This window comes from Pantoea sp. PA1 (genome assembly GCF_056856975.1).
The window spans coordinates 791,456-806,745 of sequence record NZ_JBXGEE010000001.1 but is presented as its reverse complement, the minus strand read 5'-3'; the positions used below and the strand labels follow the sequence as shown (position 1 = coordinate 806,745).

The following is a 15,290-nucleotide window of genomic DNA, read 5'->3' as shown; positions in this document are numbered from 1 at the left end:
GGTGCGGGGTATAGGGAGCAATGAGATATTACGGGCGATGGGTGAATATCAATGCAACGCCTTGTGGTACGAAGCCGGTTCAGATTGATCAAAAGTGAACGTTGCAGGGTGTCATATGAAAACAGATCAGCAACTGGACCGTTTTCAGCGAAAGCGAACCCGACTAGTGTAATAAGTAACGCTGAACATCATATGGAAGAGATAACTCTGCTACGAAAATCCCGGTCAGAATTACGTTTAAACCTTCCTTTCCCGACGTTATTTCATGGTCCCAACATCGTGAGCGATAACCTTATCCCTCTTCGTCACTATGTAGTCCCAGAGGTCCTCACCTTTGGTGCTGGGGTAGAATGCGTAGTTAAACGTTCTGTTGCTGAACTCATAGCCCTTAAAGTCGCAAACGTCAGGACAGTGCGTGTTAATCGTTTTCCCCTTAAGCACGATAAAGGAGCCATCCTTAAGGCTTACCGATTTGAGCAAGACCTTATCGCAGGTCAGATTTCCTTCTTCACAACCATACGTTATCTGCGCGTTGAAATGCTTACCTTCAAAACTGAACGTTGTCTTAGCAAACGCCATAAGAGGCAAAGAGATCAGAACAAAAAACCCCAGAAACACCTTCTTAATCTTCATGTTATTCAGCTCTTCCTCATTCTCTTTTAGTCTGGCTCATGTGAAGCTGAGTACTTTCTGTAAACCGTTTCTGCGTCCTGGCTTTGCGAGAGCAGTGTGCATTTCAACATTCTGAAGTTTCCAGCGATCGAACCGGTCAGGTCCATCTTCAGATAATCATCAATTAATCTGTCGCCCTCACTAAAGGCGTCAACAGGGAGATGGCTTGCTTCCAGCCAGACTGAGGCACTTTTAAAGGCATCATCAGTAAACGCCTTATCAGAAGAAACTTTCCCTGCACATCGATTCAACAGCCAGTTGCTGAAAATCTGCGGTTGCGTATAGGCGTCTGTTGCAGGTGGCGATATCGCCAGGGCGGCATGCGATATGACCAGAGCAAGTAACAGGAACGGTTTTTTCATTTCAGCACCCAGGGGGAAGTCTCACAGGAAATAACTTTCAATCTCAGCGCCCCTTCAGGATAAGAGGCACAAAAAAATGCGCTCCACCCTAATATCCTTTCACGGGCATCGTTTCAGCCATTCTCAGCACAACGAATTTCGACTCAAATTCTGCAGGCAACTAAACACAGACGATTAAAAGAAATGGCGCCAGATAACAAAACCCATCCCACCGCCAATCATTAAGACACCCGTCAGCATATTTAAATGATGAAGGCGGACCAGCCAGCCAATTTCATCTTCAGGCAGCGACTGAATGAACCTGTATGTTTCACGGCTTACCGGCTGATGCCTGCTGCTATTCATCCGCACGCCTTTATAGAGGCGAGCAAACCAGGAAATCTTCAAAGGGTGAAAAGATGAACCTAAAAAGGAGCTGGTCTGAGTGAGTATATCCAGTTGCAGATTCCGCTTACGAAACTCACTTATCAATGCATCATAGTCTCTGGCATGACGCCTGAAGATGATATAACCGACAAGCTGTAACGGGATTGAGATTAAGAATGCACACACTGATAAAAAAATAAGTACATCAGAAAAAGGTATCGTGTTCATTTTCTGGGACCCATTCAGTAAGGCAGTTTCCTGAGAAGGTCAGTACGCCCTTTGTCAATACGGATAACACAGAGGTTGGTTGCCACCGCATTGGCATTACTATTCTCTTCAGCGGCAAAGGCTTCAAGTCTACATTGACCATCACGATATTTAAGCCAGTTACGCTGTGTATCGACCATAACAGCGACATACTCATCCGCCACTTTTTTCTGCGCGCCATACAGCTGAAAAATGCGTTTTTTTGCCGTCTGGTACTCCCTGTTCAGCTCCTCTTCTGCCAGCTTTTTCTGCTGAACAGTACACTGATACAACGCACCGTCTGAAGGCTGTTTTACACAGATATCATCCGCAAGTGCTGAAGCACTAATAAAAAGAGAGGCTGCGGCAAAAACGCACTTAAAGAGCTTCACAGGTATCCTGCAACATCTAGTTGAGCACATAAATAAATATGGACATAAAGAAAACCCAGGCAAAAGTCATGCAGAACGTAAACTGATAAAGATGAAGCGTCTTCTCCATCCACGCCACATTTTCCTGAGGTTGTTGCTGGACGAAGTCATAGGCTCTGATGCTAACCTTTTCCGTTTGAGAAAAGCGCATCTTACGCCCTTTTCTGAGATTCATGAAAAAAGCGATTTTCTGATAGTTAGCATAAAAACCCAGGTTATTTGCAAATTTCGTTGTCAGATCTAACTGCAAGCCAGCCTTCTGATAGCGATCAACAAAATTTTGATACGCCACCTGATGAGCTTTAAAATACCAGGCAGCATAAATATGCATAGCAATCACTAACGCAGATAAAAACAAACAGCCATACATGAAAAAATCATACAAACTCATAAAATCTTATCCATAAATATACCTGCGCCTTTTTCACCTAATTTAGCTGTTCCATAACCCCCTACTGCGGAGCCGACTATTCCACAAGCTAACGCACCCACGCCTCCGGTGGCAACACCTAATGCTACGCAAACTGAAGTTGCAAGAGTTGCTGACGCTGCACCACCCAGAATGCCTGCTGTCGTGCTCGCTGCAAACTTAGAGTATTCCTTAACCGCCACTTTGGAACATTCACTCTCACGCTCTGAAGTACAACTATGGTAAACCTCATTAGTAGTATTGATAGCGCTAAATCCTATCGAAACCCATCCGCCCATTTTCATAAATTTTGCGGCTTTAGCTGCACCATCAACATAAGTCGAATAACCTCTTATTGCTGTTGCTCCGGCAGTTTGCCAGTCATGGACTATCGAAGAACTGGATAGGTTTAAGGCATGTTTGATCTTGTCATAAGGCCGCATATTTAGCATTAATCGCGATAAACGATTCAACAGTAGATCAAGTTCGCCAAACAACTTTCGGCGCTCGATAAAAAACTGCTGTCCGAACAGAGTTCCTGAAGTCAGATATTGGTTGCGGTAGGCATTTTCAATCGCGACAAGTTTCTTACCGATTTCATCGAAATATTTTTCACCTGCATCTCCAACAATCCCTGAAGCTTTGTCCATGTAATTAGTGATTGCAGCAATTGAAGCATAATGACGATTGAAAAAATCCGCCTCATCCACTGTCAGATGAGTGACACTATCATTAGTTCTTTTTTTAGCCTCATCCAGAGTACGCATTGCTGCGGGATGATTGTTTCCATTGGGATCGGCAAAAATTAGTATCTGGCCGGGTTTAGCCCAGGCAACATCAGCATTCAATTGCAAAAAGAAGTTCGCAGCAGCCATATTTCGAGTGCCATAGAGCCACATTGCCTGCTCGGTTAGCCTTCCCGGACGCTGGACAACACAAAATCCCGGTTCAATTGAATTTTTTTCAGCCATCACAATCTCCTTTTGCTATTAAACGCATGTCAGTTCCTGCTTTTAAAATACGCCCCTGGCAGGGGCGTACCTGATTACGCTTCTTTGTTGCCTTTGATGTCCCAGCCGGCGCTGCTTTCTGCGCCCTTGCCGCCGGAAGCACTCTGTTCCCAGTATTGCTGCTTCACTTTAGAAGCCTGGAAGGAGTAGGTCATGCCCAGCGTATCGCCGTTGTCAGAACCGTTGTAATTAACGGTTGTCACCAGCACATCTTCCAGAGTAATGCGTGCATACTCAACCTGAGTCCCACCCGCTTTACAGATAGAGAGTTCAACTTTAGCGAGATGCTTACCGCTGGCACAGTTCTTCAGCAGTGCCGTGGTCGATTTGTCGATCAGGGCGTTAACGTGCAGGTCGTTAAAGTTAACTTTACCGGCACCGCCGCCGCCGCCAACAGACATGTTGCCTGGCTGAGAGGCACCCCATGAGAAAGAGGTAATATCGGTCCAGCCAGTGTGGTTAGAGTCTTTAGACTCGCCGGTGACACCGTCAACCTTCATAAACATATCAATAGCCATTATCTTTCACTCTTTATTGGTTGAGATTATTGCTTTCAAAAAAGCAAGGATATGGCAAAAAGAAAAGCATGGGGCTGAATAAAACAGTCCATATTTTACCTTTGCCTTGCTTCTGAAATAGCGTCATTAACGCTATTTCAGACTTCTTGCTGCCCGTTTTTTTAAATCGGACAAATACTTTTATTTCTCGCTTGTTCATAGCGAAACCTGACATGCGAATTAATGTTCTTCCATTCGCCTGAGATTGCAGCCGGCCATTCTGTAGACAGTAATATCATGCAAAGTTTATAGTAGCGGGCCTGTCAATTGCTCAAAAAGGAATGAGCGTGAAGAAAATCATCTTACTTTTCCTGGCCATATTAATGTCACTACTTTCACTTTATTCGATCACTGATCTTATCGGGTCGCTATATCTCATTTCTCGCTATGAGCATTTCAATGCCTGTTCACTCGGATTGATTGCCGGTAAAGCCGTTTTCATCGCAGTTTGTGTCGCGGTGACTTTTATACTGGTGAAAAGCGTACGCAAACGCACTCAGTCTGAAAAAGACCGGGCATAGCATTGCACACCAGGCTCAGGCAAACATCCGGTTAATAGCCTCATCAGCAGGGAAGCGCGCGATGTAGATTCAGACTCCAGCATCGCGCCCCTTCTCACCCTTTAGGTGTTGTCATTTTTCAGTGACGGCAGCTTAGAAACCAGACGCAGTGACACCGTCAGTCCTTCCAGCTGGTAGTGCGGACGCAGGAAGAACTTCGCGGCGTAGTAGCCTGGATTATCCTCCTGCTCTTCCACATTGACCTCAGCCGCCGCCAGTGGCTTACGTGATTTGGTCTCCTGGGAGGAGTTAGCCGGATCGCCATCGACATAGTTCATCACCCAGTCGTTCAGCCAGCGCTCCATCTCATCGCGCTCGCGGAAGGAGCCGATCTTGTCACGCACGATGCACTTCAGGTAGTGCGCGAAGCGGCAGCAGGCAAACAGGTAAGGCAGGCGCGCCGCCAGACGGGCATTGGCCGTGGCATCCGCATCGTGATACTCCGTCGGCTTCTGCAGTGACTGCGCACCGATAAAGGCGGCAAAATCAGAGTTTTTGCGATGTACCAGCGGCATAAAGCCGTTTTTCGCCAGCTCCGCTTCGCGGCGATCGCTGATGGCGATTTCGGTCGGACACTTCATGTCCACGCCGCCGTCGTCGCTTGGGAAGGTGTGGCACGGCAGGTTTTCAACCGCCCCGCCTGACTCCACGCCGCGAATCGCGGTGCACCAGCCATACTCTTTGAACGAACGGTTGATGTTGGCTGCCATCGCGTAGGCGGCGTTGCTCCACGCGTAGTTGCTGTGATCGGAACCGTCGGTCTGCTCTTCAAAATCGAAGCTGTCGACCGGGTTGGTGCGGATGCCGTAGGGCAGACGCGACAGGAAGCGCGGCATCACCAGCCCCAGATAACGGGCATCTTCCGATTCACGCAGACTGCGCCAGGCGGCATATTCAGTGTTCTGGAAGATCTTGGAGAGGTCACGCGGATTCGCCAGCTCCTGCCAGGACTCCATCTGCATCACTTCTGGCGCGGTACCGGTAATAAACGGACAGTGCGCTGCCGCCCCGATACGTGCCATCTCACCCAGCAGCTCAACATCCTGCGGACTGTGATCGAAATAGTAGTCACCTACCAGACAGCCAAACGGCTCGCCGCCGAACTGACCATACTCCTGCTCATAAATCTTCTTGAACAGCGGGCTCTGGTCCCAGCCAGCGCCTTTGTAGCGCTTCAGGGAGCGACCCAGCTCCTGTTTGGAGATGCTCATGAAGCGGATTTTCAGCATCTCGTCGGTTTCGGTGTTGTTCACCAGGTAGCTCAGGCCACGCCAGGCACTCTCCAGCGACTGAAAATCCGGATGGTGAATAATCTGGTTTACCTGCTGCGACAGCTTTTCATCAATCTCCGCGATTAGTGCCTGGATGGTGCGATAGGCATCGCTGGAGACGGTCACGGTATTTTCCAGCGCCTGCTGCGCCAGGGTTTTTACCGCGCTTTCCACGGCAGCGCGCGCCTGATCGCTTTTCGGCCGGAACTCTTTGTTCAGCAGCGCGCTGAACTCATCCTGACTGAAGCTGGCCGCGCCCTGGGACTGCGGCTGTTGTGAAGTCTGGGTCATGCTTTAGGCTCCTCTGCGTCAGTGGTGTCACCCTGCTTTGGCAGATGGGTCAGGGCCTGTAACAGCGTCGGGTCCTGCAGCACTTTACCAATCAGCTCTTCCGCGCCGTTTTTGCCATCCATGTAGGTCAGCAGGTTGGCCAGCTGGGTACGCGCTTCCAGCAATTTGCTCAGCGGCTCGACGTTACGGGCCACGGCATCCGGCGAGAAGTCATCCATGCTGTCAAAAGTCAGATCAATGTTCAGTTTGCCTTCGCCGTTCAGGGTGTTATCCACCTGGAAAGCGGCGCGCGGCTTCAGGGCTTTCATGCGCTCATCGAAGTTATCGATGTCGATCTCAAGGAATTTACGCTCGTCGATGCCCGGTTGCGGCTCCAGCGGTTTACCCACCAGATCCGCCAGCACGCCCATCACAAACGGCAGCTGAATTTTGCGTTCCGCGCCATAAATTTCCACGTCATATTCAATCTGAACGCGAGGCGCGCGATTGCGGGCAATGAACTTCTGCCCACTGGATTTGCTTGTTGCCATGGTTTTCTCCATTAATGATGCGCGGATAAAGTGTCACAGCAGGCGCGCAGGTCCCGCTGTGTGAGTGCGTTATGTCTGCTTAATCGCGACGGCCGAAAATGGTTTCCAGCTGATGCACCCCATCAGGGGCCAGTTCACGGATGATCTCCAGAAAGTCGCGTTCGATTAAACGCTGAACCCGGTCGATCATCAGTGGTGCCGGATGGCTCGGCTCGTGCTGGGTAAAATAGAGCTTTACCTTTTCCAGCATCAGCTGAGCGTCGGCGCGGGAGCCAATCTGCACACTGCGCCAGTCAGTGGCTGCACGGAGTGCCGCCGGTGCAGGCGCTGCTGCGGTTTCAGCCGGCTGTTCCGTCGCCGCTGCCGTGGGGACCAGGGCGCTGAGATCGGTGGCCTCGCCGCGCTCGGCGATCAGTGCAATCTGCCTGCGCAGCTGCGTCAGTTCCGGCACGGCGGCGTCGCCCAGCCGTTCGGCCACGGTTTCGCAGATGGTCTGCAGCCGCTCATGAATCTGCAGCACCGCCTCAATGCCGGGCTGATCGCCCCGCGCCAGTTCGTCGATCAGACGCGGCAGGCCACCCGGATAATCAGCCACCTCTGTCTTGCTGCCGTCGCACAGCGCAGCGGCATCACGCAGCGTGATCCCATCTGAGGGGTAGCGCAGCAGCCAGCTCTGGCGCACCGCGCTGCTCAGGGGCGACTTGTCACCCAGCAGCGCCAGCGCGTTGATGCGGTAGAAAGGATCCTGTTCGCCATACTCTTCCAGCCGCGGCCACAGCGGCTCCCAGTAAAGCAGTAAAGCCTGCTCAATCAGTTTCAGGCCCTGTGCGTAGCCCGGCAGCCCTTTCAGCTCGGTCCAGGCGTGAGTCAGCGCCAGCATCACCCGCAGATCTTTGCTGCGTTCCAGCAGCGCGATCGCCAGTCTCTCCACTTTGTTCCAGTCCGCCGGTTCCGCCGGAATGATCGTGCTGCCGAACTGCTGCTCCGCTTTACCGGCGCTGGCCTGCTCCATCGCCTGAAAATCGGCGTGATACTCCAGGTTATCCCCACCGGGATTGTCGTCGCTGACCGGAGCCAGCAAAGCCTCAATATTGGTCGTCATGCGTATCGCCTCAGGATTCAAACATCGGGGGATAAAGTCCGTTTCGTCCCGGCTTTGCCCCACCGGCCGGATCAAACAGCAGGGAAAAAAGCTGGGCGGTGAAGTTACCGCTGTGCACCTGGGTATAAAGCGGAAACCCGTCGCTCTGGTTCGTCCACCAGAAGCTGGTGTAGAACTGCGGGTCAAAGTTCTCACCCGGCAGCGTCCAGTTCAGCGTCGAAGGGGTATCGCCATGCCCGATCACGTTGAGAATGTCTGACGATTCGTCTGACGCCTGAGGAGGCTGCGGCTGCGGGATACTGAGCAGCGCCTGATCCAGCTGTTCCGGTGAGCCGCCGCCCTGCACCACCCGCAGCAGTGTATTGCCCACCTGCTGATACCACTCACCGGAACGCGCCAGCAGCGCGGGTGACCACTCGGCCGGGGTGAAATGACGCAGCGCACAGAGCGGGTAGTTACGCCCCACGCTGTCACGCGCGGCAATCAGGCAGCCCATCTGGATGAGCTGGCTGCCGAGCATCGGGGGCACCACAAAGTTCCATACCGGCGCGTTGAGAAACGGCCGTGAAGGCGCGTTATCGCCTTCCTGATTGCTCTGCCAGTGGTGGAGCCCCACCTGAAACCAGCTGGACCACTGGCGATAGAGCACGTCCGGAAAGCGGCGCTTTACAAAGTCACCCGCGCTGGGCAGTTTGCCGTACCAGCAGGGTGCAGCGTATTGAGTCATTGTCGGATCCTGTTTCAGGGGCAGCTAAAGCCGGGAAGCTGGAACGGGTTACGAATGCTGCCTGGGGTAAACGACAGCGTCACCTGATGGCCTTCCACGCTGAACGTTGCTTCGCGGGTCAGTCCGCCAGCCGCCGTCACCCGGGCGCGGTCGAAGAAGCGATTGAGCGCCCACGGGCCGCTGGTAACCAGGGTGGACGTGGTGCCGTTGGTCAGACCGAGCTGCATCCGCACCTGGCTGGTGCCGCCGGGACCCGGCCAGCTGACCAGCTGCACCGCCTGCGGGCCGTGGCTGTAACGCAGAATCTGTCCATCCACATCCAGCGTCAGGTTAAGAATATCGTTGTCCATCCTGACGGTGCGCAGCGTCACGCGGAAGCCTGGGGTGGTTGCGCCGTTGGCAAAGAAGGCATCGCGAATCGACTGCGCCTGCTGGAAGGGACGCAGCAGGGCTTCGCCGCCTGGCAGGGTTTTACCGTCGATGCCCGGCGTAAAGCGCCACGCCGCGCGGGTGGTATCCACCTTGCTCGCCAGGTTGTCACGGAAGAAGCTGTCCATCATGCCGCTGCCTGGCGCAAACATGCGGGCCAGGTCGTCGGGCGTTACCTCGCTGCGCGCAGAGCGCACCAGCGGATAGCGACCGGCAATCGCCTGACGGCAGAAGCTGCCGACCTCCATGGTGATGCGTTTGCGGACATTATCCATGTCGCGACGCTGAGCATCGCTGCTGGCCCCCACGGCCATGCTGGAAACCATGTTCTGCAGCGACCCCGGCAGGCGACCGGCGCTGGCCTGCAGACGGCTGATGGCATCGCTGGCCGGTGGTGGCATCCCGCTGTTGGCGGCATCCTGCACCGCCGTGAGGTAACGATAAAGGTCGTCAATCTGATGCAGGAAATCATCGACTGCCAGCACCTTGCTACCCTGCTGTAACGGCTGCGCCAGCTCCAGAATCGGCGCGAAGTGCAGCGCCACAGCCTGCTCTGGTGCGGCCTGCGCGGCAGCCTGGCCACGCGCGGCGCTGGCGTCGGGCGAGGTAAACAGCGCTTCCAGCGTGCGGGTGGCGCTGTTATCTGATGGCTGCTGCGGCTGCGCGGTTTTCTCATCAGGCTGTGCCCGGTTCAGCGTCAGCAGTTTACTGAGGTTGATGACCATCTGGCGCAGCGGTGAGTGATTGCCAGAGAGCAGGCGCGCCGTGTTGATGCGCTGTGACAGATCGGCGCTGCTGTTGAGCTGGATATCGCTGAGGAACTGCTCCCACTGGCGGATATAGTCCTGCACATAGAGCTGGCGCACCGCGAGGTCGATCTCCTCGCTTTTCTGCTGCGGCGCGGCCCCATCCAGCACCCAGAGATCGTCCTTATAGAGCGCCTGCGTGACCGGCGCGATCTGCTTATCCACCTGCTGCCAGTAGCCGTCCGGCGTGTAGAGCCCCTCGACCCCGTCGTTGACCGACTTGCCGCTTTTGCGTGAAAACACCAGCTCGCTCTGCGGCCCACCCAGCGCCGACAGCGTGACCGGCTGTAACGTGCCGTTGCGCTGCAGCAGCCGCTTCAGTCGGCCATAAACCCGCTGTGAGAGCGGCATCTGGTTAATCAGCGTCTGTTCGCGCCTGACCAGCGCCTCATCCTTCGCGTAAGGCGACGACTGGATCTGCGTCTCCAGCAGCTGTTGCAGATGCCACGCCAGCTGTTTGACCTGCTGCTGGGTGACGTTCTGCGGCAGTTCGCGGGAGAGGTTAAGCATCAGCCACGCCTGCAGGAACTTGCCATCGTAATGCTTAGGCTGGTAGAGCATCTGATACGCCTTCAGCGCCTCATAGCTGTAGTCAGCGTCGCTGCCATTGTCATTGCGCAGCCAGCGGGTGATGTTCTGTGCCACCTGCGGCAACAGCAGCTGCTTCAGCGCTTTGTCATAGAGCGCCCGGGTTGCATCGCTGACCTCGGTGCCGCGATAGAGCCCCATCCGGCGCGTCAGCGGTGGCGAGTCGAGCGAGAAGTCGGCGCTCTCCGGCAGGTGCAATAGGGTGTTGAGATAGGGCACCAGCGCAAACAGATCGCCATTGACCTGCTGCTGTAACCGATCGCCCAGCTGCTCCACCTGCGGCGTTTTGGCAGCCATCTCCTGCAGATAGGCTTTATTTTTGCTGTAGCTGGTGAGCCACAGCGCGCCAGCTACCAGTAACAGCACCAGCAGGGCCAGATAGCCCGACCACAGACCGGCGCGGTTGCGCAGCTCCCACCAGCGGTTGCTGCCTGCCAGGCCAGACTCCTGGAAAATCACATTTTCCAGCACCCCTTTCAGGAAGAAGCTCTGCCCTTTGTTCTGCGGGATCGGCGCCTCTTTATCGACATGGTCCCAGCTTCCCGACTCACCCGCCTGCTGGTTCGGCAGATTGAGTGCGCGGTTCAGCTCCCCCATCACCCGGTCAAACGGCAGACCTTCCTGGGTGCCGCTGGCAAAATAGATGCCGCGCGGGGCGAACTGGGTTTCAAAATCAGAGCGGGCAAACAGCGTGTCGAGCGCCTCTGCCAGCACCGGACGCAGTGCCGCAAACTCCTGCGGGAACAGATAGCTCTCGGCCCGCGCCTGCGCGTCGCTCTCTGTCAGCAGCCGATCCGCCAGCCCCGCTTCCAGCCGCTGCTGCAGCAGGGAGTACTCCTGCTGAAACTGGTTATTCAGCTCAAAATCGGCGGCGGAGGCCTGCGCCCACGGGAAGGTGAACCCCCACACCTGTTCACGCTGCGCTTTATCCAGCGCGGCAAAGTAGCTGCGGAACCCTTTGAGCAGGTCCGCCTTGGTCACCAGCACATAGACCGGGAAGCGGATGCCGAGACGGTCATGCAGCTCCATCAGGCGCTGACGCAAAGCGAGCGCCTGGTTGCGCAGCGCTTCAGGCGACTGGGTCAGCAGATCGGAGACGCTGAGGGTGACGACCACGCCGTTGATCGGCTGACGCCCGCGATATTTGCGCAGGAGTCCGAGAAAGTGGTGCCATTCGCTGGCGTCGCGCTCCTGCTGACTCTCCTGGGTGCTGTAACGCCCCGCCGTGTCGAGCAGAACAGCTTCATTGGTAAACCACCAGTCGCAGTTGCGTGTGCCGCCAATCCCGCGCAGCGCCGACTTCCCGAACTTATCCGCCAGCGGAAACTGCAGGCCGGAGTTGACCAGCGCGGTGGTTTTACCGGCACCGGGTGCCCCGATAATCATGTACCACGGCAGCTGGTAGAGATACTGGCGGCCAAAGCGCTGCGCCCAGAACGGTGTCCCTTTGCTGCTGTGACGCTGGAAGTGCGCCTTTTTCAGCATCTCTGTGGCTTCTGAGAAGCGCCCTGCCAGCACCTGCTCTTCGCTGGTCAGCCGCTGCCGGTCCGCTTCCGGAGCGTCACTCTTACCGGTTTCCAGGCTCGACATCAGCTTGCGGTTAAGCCAGAAGTTATAGAACCGCGGGATCGCCTGCCCCAGGCCCCACACCAGATAGAGCAGCGCAATACTGATGATGCGATTCTGCTCCGGCTCAAGCGGACGCGAATCCACGATAGAGAAGACCGGGCCGATGACCCAGATGATAAAAGAGAGCGCGGTGATGCCGACAAAGCCCCACGCAAGGCGGCTGGTCAGTACCGCAAACAGGATATTCAGCATGGATCAGTTCCCTCTCGCCAGGCCGTTAAGTTCGGCATGGGTCGCATCCGGTGCTACCAGCAGCGTGATTTCAACCCGACGGTTACGTGCACGATTTTCTGCGCTGGTGTTTGGCACCAGCGGATTGCTTTCACCGCGCCCTTCCGCTTTCACCCGTGAAGGCTGCGCCAGCTGCTGTTGCAGCAGGCTCTGCACCGACTCGGCACGCGCCAGAGAGAGTTCAAAGTTGGAAGCGAAGCGCGCACTGCGAATCGGCACGTTGTCGCTGTAGCCAATCACCTGAATCTGGCCGCTGACGTTATTCATGGCGGCGGCGATACGCCGGATGACGTCGGTATAACGTCCGCGCACCTCGGTGGCTGCAGATGCAAACAGCCCGTCCCCTTTCAGCGTCACGACGCTGCGGTCCGCTTCGTCACGCACCGCCACCAGCCCGGCATCAATTTCCGGTTTCAGGAAGGCGCGCAGGTTCAGCGTGGCAGGCGGAGGCGGAGCCGGATTACCGATCTTCACTTCCGGCAGGGCCGTCTGGTAGATACGCGCCAGCACCGGCGAGGTGTAATCGCCCAGACGCCAGTTGAGCACGATATAAAACAGGCAGGCAGCCAGCCCCGCCACGGCCGCACAGGCCCACAGCGGAATCATCGGCCGCCAGAGTTTGCGCAGTACCGGCTGATCGGTCGGGTGCGGTGACAGCGCCGCCGCGTAACTGCCGCGCACGCTTTTAATCATCTGCAGCAGCCGCTGTTTAATGGTCTCCAGCTGCGAGCGCCCGTTGTCCAGCACCCGATAGCGCCCTTCGAATCCCAGCACCAGACAGAAGTAGATCAGTTCCAGCATCAGAATGTGACGACGCGGGTTCTGTGACAGCTTCGCCAGCAGCTGGAAAAACTTTTCGCCGCCCCAGGTTTCGTTGTGAAAGGTGACCAGCAGACCGTTGCTGGTCCAGACGCCGCGACTGCCCCAGGGGGTCAGCGCCGCCGCCTCATCCAGCGCCGTGCAGAGGCAGTAACGCGCGCCGATAATCACTTCATAGCCGAGCCCCGACTGCTGGCAGCTCAGTTCAAAGCGCCGGATCTGGTCGATCAGCTGCTGCCGCAGTTGGGCCGGGTCGTCATGAGTGACGGAATGTCGGATCTGGGGAATGGCATTAATCAGGGGATTCGCCGCCGCGACCAGCACATTCTGATGGCTGGCATCCGGCGCAATGTCGCTGTGTGATTTTTCGTGTTCCTGCATCATGCTGCGTGCTCAGTTTATTATTCTGACTGACTGCGGATGGCCCAGAACTCCATGTTCAGGCCCGGAAACTCACCGGCAAGGTGCAGCGCAAAAGCGCCTGAGCGCTCCATCTCTTTCCATAGCTCGCTGTTCTTATCCAGTTCGAAATAGTTGTAACCGGCATGCCACGGGATCTGCGGCGGCGCGCCGGGCATTGCCCTCAGGGCCAGCCCCGGCAGCTGCAGCTGCACCAGATCGCGGATTTTGCTGACCGGTGCGACTTTCATCTGCGCCGGGAAGTGGGTCTGCAGGGTGTCGGCGGGGACGCTGGCTTTAACCGCCAGCACAAAGCCAAACTCATGCACCATGCTGCTTTCCGGCACGGTCGCGACATTGAGGCCGTGTGAGCGCTGGATCAGCGGCAGCTGAATGGCGCTCTCCTCCATCACCTGTGACAGCCCCTGACGCAGCAGCAGTGACAGGCGGCTGAAGCAGCCCTGCAGATCGTCATGATCGTAAAGCGGCAGCCCGTCCGGGGCGCGGGCGGGCGTCCAGGTGCTGAGTTCTGCCGCCAGTTGCACCCAGTGGCTGTAGAGCGTCTCCGGATGAAGCAGCGGCAGATGCTGCAGATGGCTGTGCAGGCCAAGCTGACGATTGAGCAGCGCCAGCAGCATAAAATCGACCATATCGGCGCTGTTGAAGCGGCCTGTGCCGGGCGCCCGCTGGCTCAGCTGCTGGCTGCGTTGCTGGATCAGCCCGTGCAGATCGTTGAACATGTTTTGCAGCGGACGGCTGCTGTTGAGGGTCAGCATCGGTGGAATGTAGTCGCTGTCGAGCCGGATATGGTTGTCGCTGCGTTTTTCAATCACCTGCGCCACGCCCATTGCGGTCCACTCAGCGGTCAGGTCCTGCTCCAGCATCAGACGCAGGCGCAGTTTGCCAAACTGCACGGTCGCGCTGCCCACCGCCTGAGCGTTGTCATCTTCCACTTCCGCTTCCCAGGCCAGATAGCGCGCCAGAGAATCCTGAGACTCCTGGAAGGCAACTGCCTCACGTCCGTTGCGGCGGGCCGGTATCGCCAGCACGACCTTGCTGCGGTCAATCGTGGCAGGCAGATCGAGCGGTGCCGGGCCATGCCGGGGCTGACTGAACGCAAAGAAGGTGCCGTCCGGCAGGCAGCCGCTGGCGGCACTCAGAGCCAGTTTGCCCTGACGCATCAGCGCCTCATCAAACTCCAGATCGTAAAAACCCCAGGTGAAGGGGCGCTGGGACTGACCCCATTCCCGCAGGGTACTGAGAAGATAATTTTCTGACTGCTGGAAATGGTGAGGACGCAGAAACATCCCCTCGGTCCAGACCACCTTTTCGGCTCTGTTCATAGGCATCACTGTTTTTCCACTCGTAAGCCGTTAACGCCCGCGACGATGCGGGCATTCAGCTCGCCATCGTTACGTTTCCAGAACGCCCAGAATGCGGGGGCATCGCCTTCCGGGACCGGCAGCGACAGCCGCCAGACTTTGCCATCCAGCGCCTGGTATTCCGCCATGATGCCGATGAAGCGCGCCTCGGGCAGACTCCGGATGCGCAGCGTTTTGCTGCGCTGGTCCGGCGTCAGGAAGAACTGTTGCGTATTCAGTTGTGCACTACCCAGCGCGGTCGCCGGCTGGTTTTGCAGGGAGTAGAAATCGGCCGACATGAAATCCGCGTCGGAGGTCAGTAACATGACCCGCACTTTCAGCGGCGCACCGCCGTTAACCTGGTTCTGCGCCTGCACATCCAGGTTGTAGTAGGCCACCGGCGGCGTACTGCTGCTGCAGCCTGCCAGCAGCCAGGCCATCACGCCGATCAGCGCCGCGCGCAGTTGTCGTGTCATCATCATCCTGCCCTCCCT

General features: G+C 56.3%; 17 protein-coding genes. 1 reads left to right on the top strand and 16 read right to left on the bottom strand.

The window, feature by feature from the left end:
• Nucleotides 1-258 precede the first annotated feature (258 nt).
• From AC1V0D_RS04090 to AC1V0D_RS04055, 8 genes are all read right to left on the bottom strand, one after another.
• The gene (locus AC1V0D_RS04090) at nucleotides 259-633 is read right to left on the bottom strand and encodes a hypothetical protein (RefSeq protein ID WP_140028378.1); all 375 of its coding nucleotides are present in this window, start codon (nucleotides 631-633) and stop codon (nucleotides 259-261) included.
• A 26-nt stretch (nucleotides 634-659) separates the two neighbouring features.
• Nucleotides 660-1,034 (bottom strand): T6SS amidase immunity protein Tai4 family protein, encoded by a 375-nt coding sequence (locus AC1V0D_RS04085; protein WP_476640139.1) that lies wholly within the window; start codon nucleotides 1,032-1,034, stop codon nucleotides 660-662.
• Nucleotides 1,035-1,208: 174 nt separating this feature from the next.
• Nucleotides 1,209-1,628: a hypothetical protein gene (locus tag AC1V0D_RS04080; protein WP_482907005.1), complete on the bottom strand. Its 420-nt coding sequence runs from the start codon at nucleotides 1,626-1,628 to the stop codon at nucleotides 1,209-1,211.
• A 14-nt stretch (nucleotides 1,629-1,642) separates the two neighbouring features.
• On the bottom strand, nucleotides 1,643-2,038 hold the full coding sequence (locus AC1V0D_RS04075; RefSeq protein WP_223813775.1) for a lysozyme inhibitor LprI family protein: 396 nt from the start codon (nucleotides 2,036-2,038) through the stop codon (nucleotides 1,643-1,645).
• 16 nt (nucleotides 2,039-2,054) lie between these two features.
• Nucleotides 2,055-2,468, bottom strand: a complete 414-nt coding sequence (locus tag AC1V0D_RS04070) for a hypothetical protein (protein WP_482907004.1) — start codon at nucleotides 2,466-2,468, stop codon at nucleotides 2,055-2,057.
• Complete coding sequence (locus AC1V0D_RS04065) at nucleotides 2,465-3,457, bottom strand: hypothetical protein (RefSeq protein ID WP_482907003.1); 993 nt, start codon at nucleotides 3,455-3,457, stop codon at nucleotides 2,465-2,467. Before AC1V0D_RS04065 ends, AC1V0D_RS04070 begins: the two co-directional genes overlap by 4 nt.
• Before the next feature lie 74 nt (nucleotides 3,458-3,531).
• Entirely contained in the window at nucleotides 3,532-4,014 is a 483-nt protein-coding gene (locus AC1V0D_RS04060) for an Hcp family type VI secretion system effector (protein WP_009090751.1), read from the bottom strand.
• Between the two features lie 13 nt (nucleotides 4,015-4,027).
• On the bottom strand, nucleotides 4,028-4,213 hold the full coding sequence (locus AC1V0D_RS04055) for a hypothetical protein (protein WP_167430990.1): 186 nt from the start codon (nucleotides 4,211-4,213) through the stop codon (nucleotides 4,028-4,030).
• A 121-nt stretch (nucleotides 4,214-4,334) separates the two neighbouring features.
• Between AC1V0D_RS04055 and AC1V0D_RS04050 the strand changes: the two genes are divergently transcribed.
• A complete protein-coding gene (locus AC1V0D_RS04050; protein ID WP_482907002.1) occupies nucleotides 4,335-4,574 on the top strand; it encodes a hypothetical protein in 240 nt (79 codons plus the stop codon).
• Nucleotides 4,575-4,675: 101 nt separating this feature from the next.
• Here AC1V0D_RS04050 and tssC read toward each other — a convergent pair whose 3' ends face one another.
• The 8 genes from tssC to tssJ form a co-directional block, all read right to left on the bottom strand.
• On the bottom strand, nucleotides 4,676-6,175 hold the full coding sequence (gene tssC, locus AC1V0D_RS04045) for a type VI secretion system contractile sheath large subunit (RefSeq protein WP_482907001.1): 1,500 nt from the start codon (nucleotides 6,173-6,175) through the stop codon (nucleotides 4,676-4,678).
• Complete coding sequence (gene tssB, locus AC1V0D_RS04040; protein ID WP_009090754.1) at nucleotides 6,172-6,705, bottom strand: type VI secretion system contractile sheath small subunit; 534 nt, start codon at nucleotides 6,703-6,705, stop codon at nucleotides 6,172-6,174. Before tssB ends, tssC begins: the two co-directional genes overlap by 4 nt.
• Before the next feature lie 79 nt (nucleotides 6,706-6,784).
• A complete protein-coding gene (gene tssA / locus AC1V0D_RS04035) occupies nucleotides 6,785-7,807 on the bottom strand; it encodes a type VI secretion system protein TssA (protein WP_307743694.1) in 1,023 nt (340 codons plus the stop codon).
• 10 nt (nucleotides 7,808-7,817) lie between these two features.
• Nucleotides 7,818-8,534, bottom strand: a complete 717-nt coding sequence (gene tagF, locus AC1V0D_RS04030) for a type VI secretion system-associated protein TagF (protein WP_009090756.1) — start codon at nucleotides 8,532-8,534, stop codon at nucleotides 7,818-7,820.
• Between the two features lie 14 nt (nucleotides 8,535-8,548).
• On the bottom strand, nucleotides 8,549-12,178 hold the full coding sequence (tssM, locus tag AC1V0D_RS04025) for a type VI secretion system membrane subunit TssM (RefSeq protein WP_009090757.1): 3,630 nt from the start codon (nucleotides 12,176-12,178) through the stop codon (nucleotides 8,549-8,551).
• 3 nt (nucleotides 12,179-12,181) lie between these two features.
• A complete protein-coding gene (locus AC1V0D_RS04020; protein ID WP_046101641.1) occupies nucleotides 12,182-13,420 on the bottom strand; it encodes a DotU family type VI secretion system protein in 1,239 nt (412 codons plus the stop codon).
• A 17-nt stretch (nucleotides 13,421-13,437) separates the two neighbouring features.
• Nucleotides 13,438-14,778, bottom strand: a complete 1,341-nt coding sequence (gene tssK / locus AC1V0D_RS04015; protein ID WP_009090759.1) for a type VI secretion system baseplate subunit TssK — start codon at nucleotides 14,776-14,778, stop codon at nucleotides 13,438-13,440.
• A 5-nt stretch (nucleotides 14,779-14,783) separates the two neighbouring features.
• Nucleotides 14,784-15,278 carry a type VI secretion system lipoprotein TssJ gene (tssJ, locus tag AC1V0D_RS04010; protein ID WP_009090760.1) on the bottom strand — a complete coding sequence of 165 codons (495 nt, stop codon included), beginning with the start codon at nucleotides 15,276-15,278 and terminating at the stop codon, nucleotides 14,784-14,786.
• Nucleotides 15,279-15,290: the final 12 nt, after the last annotated feature.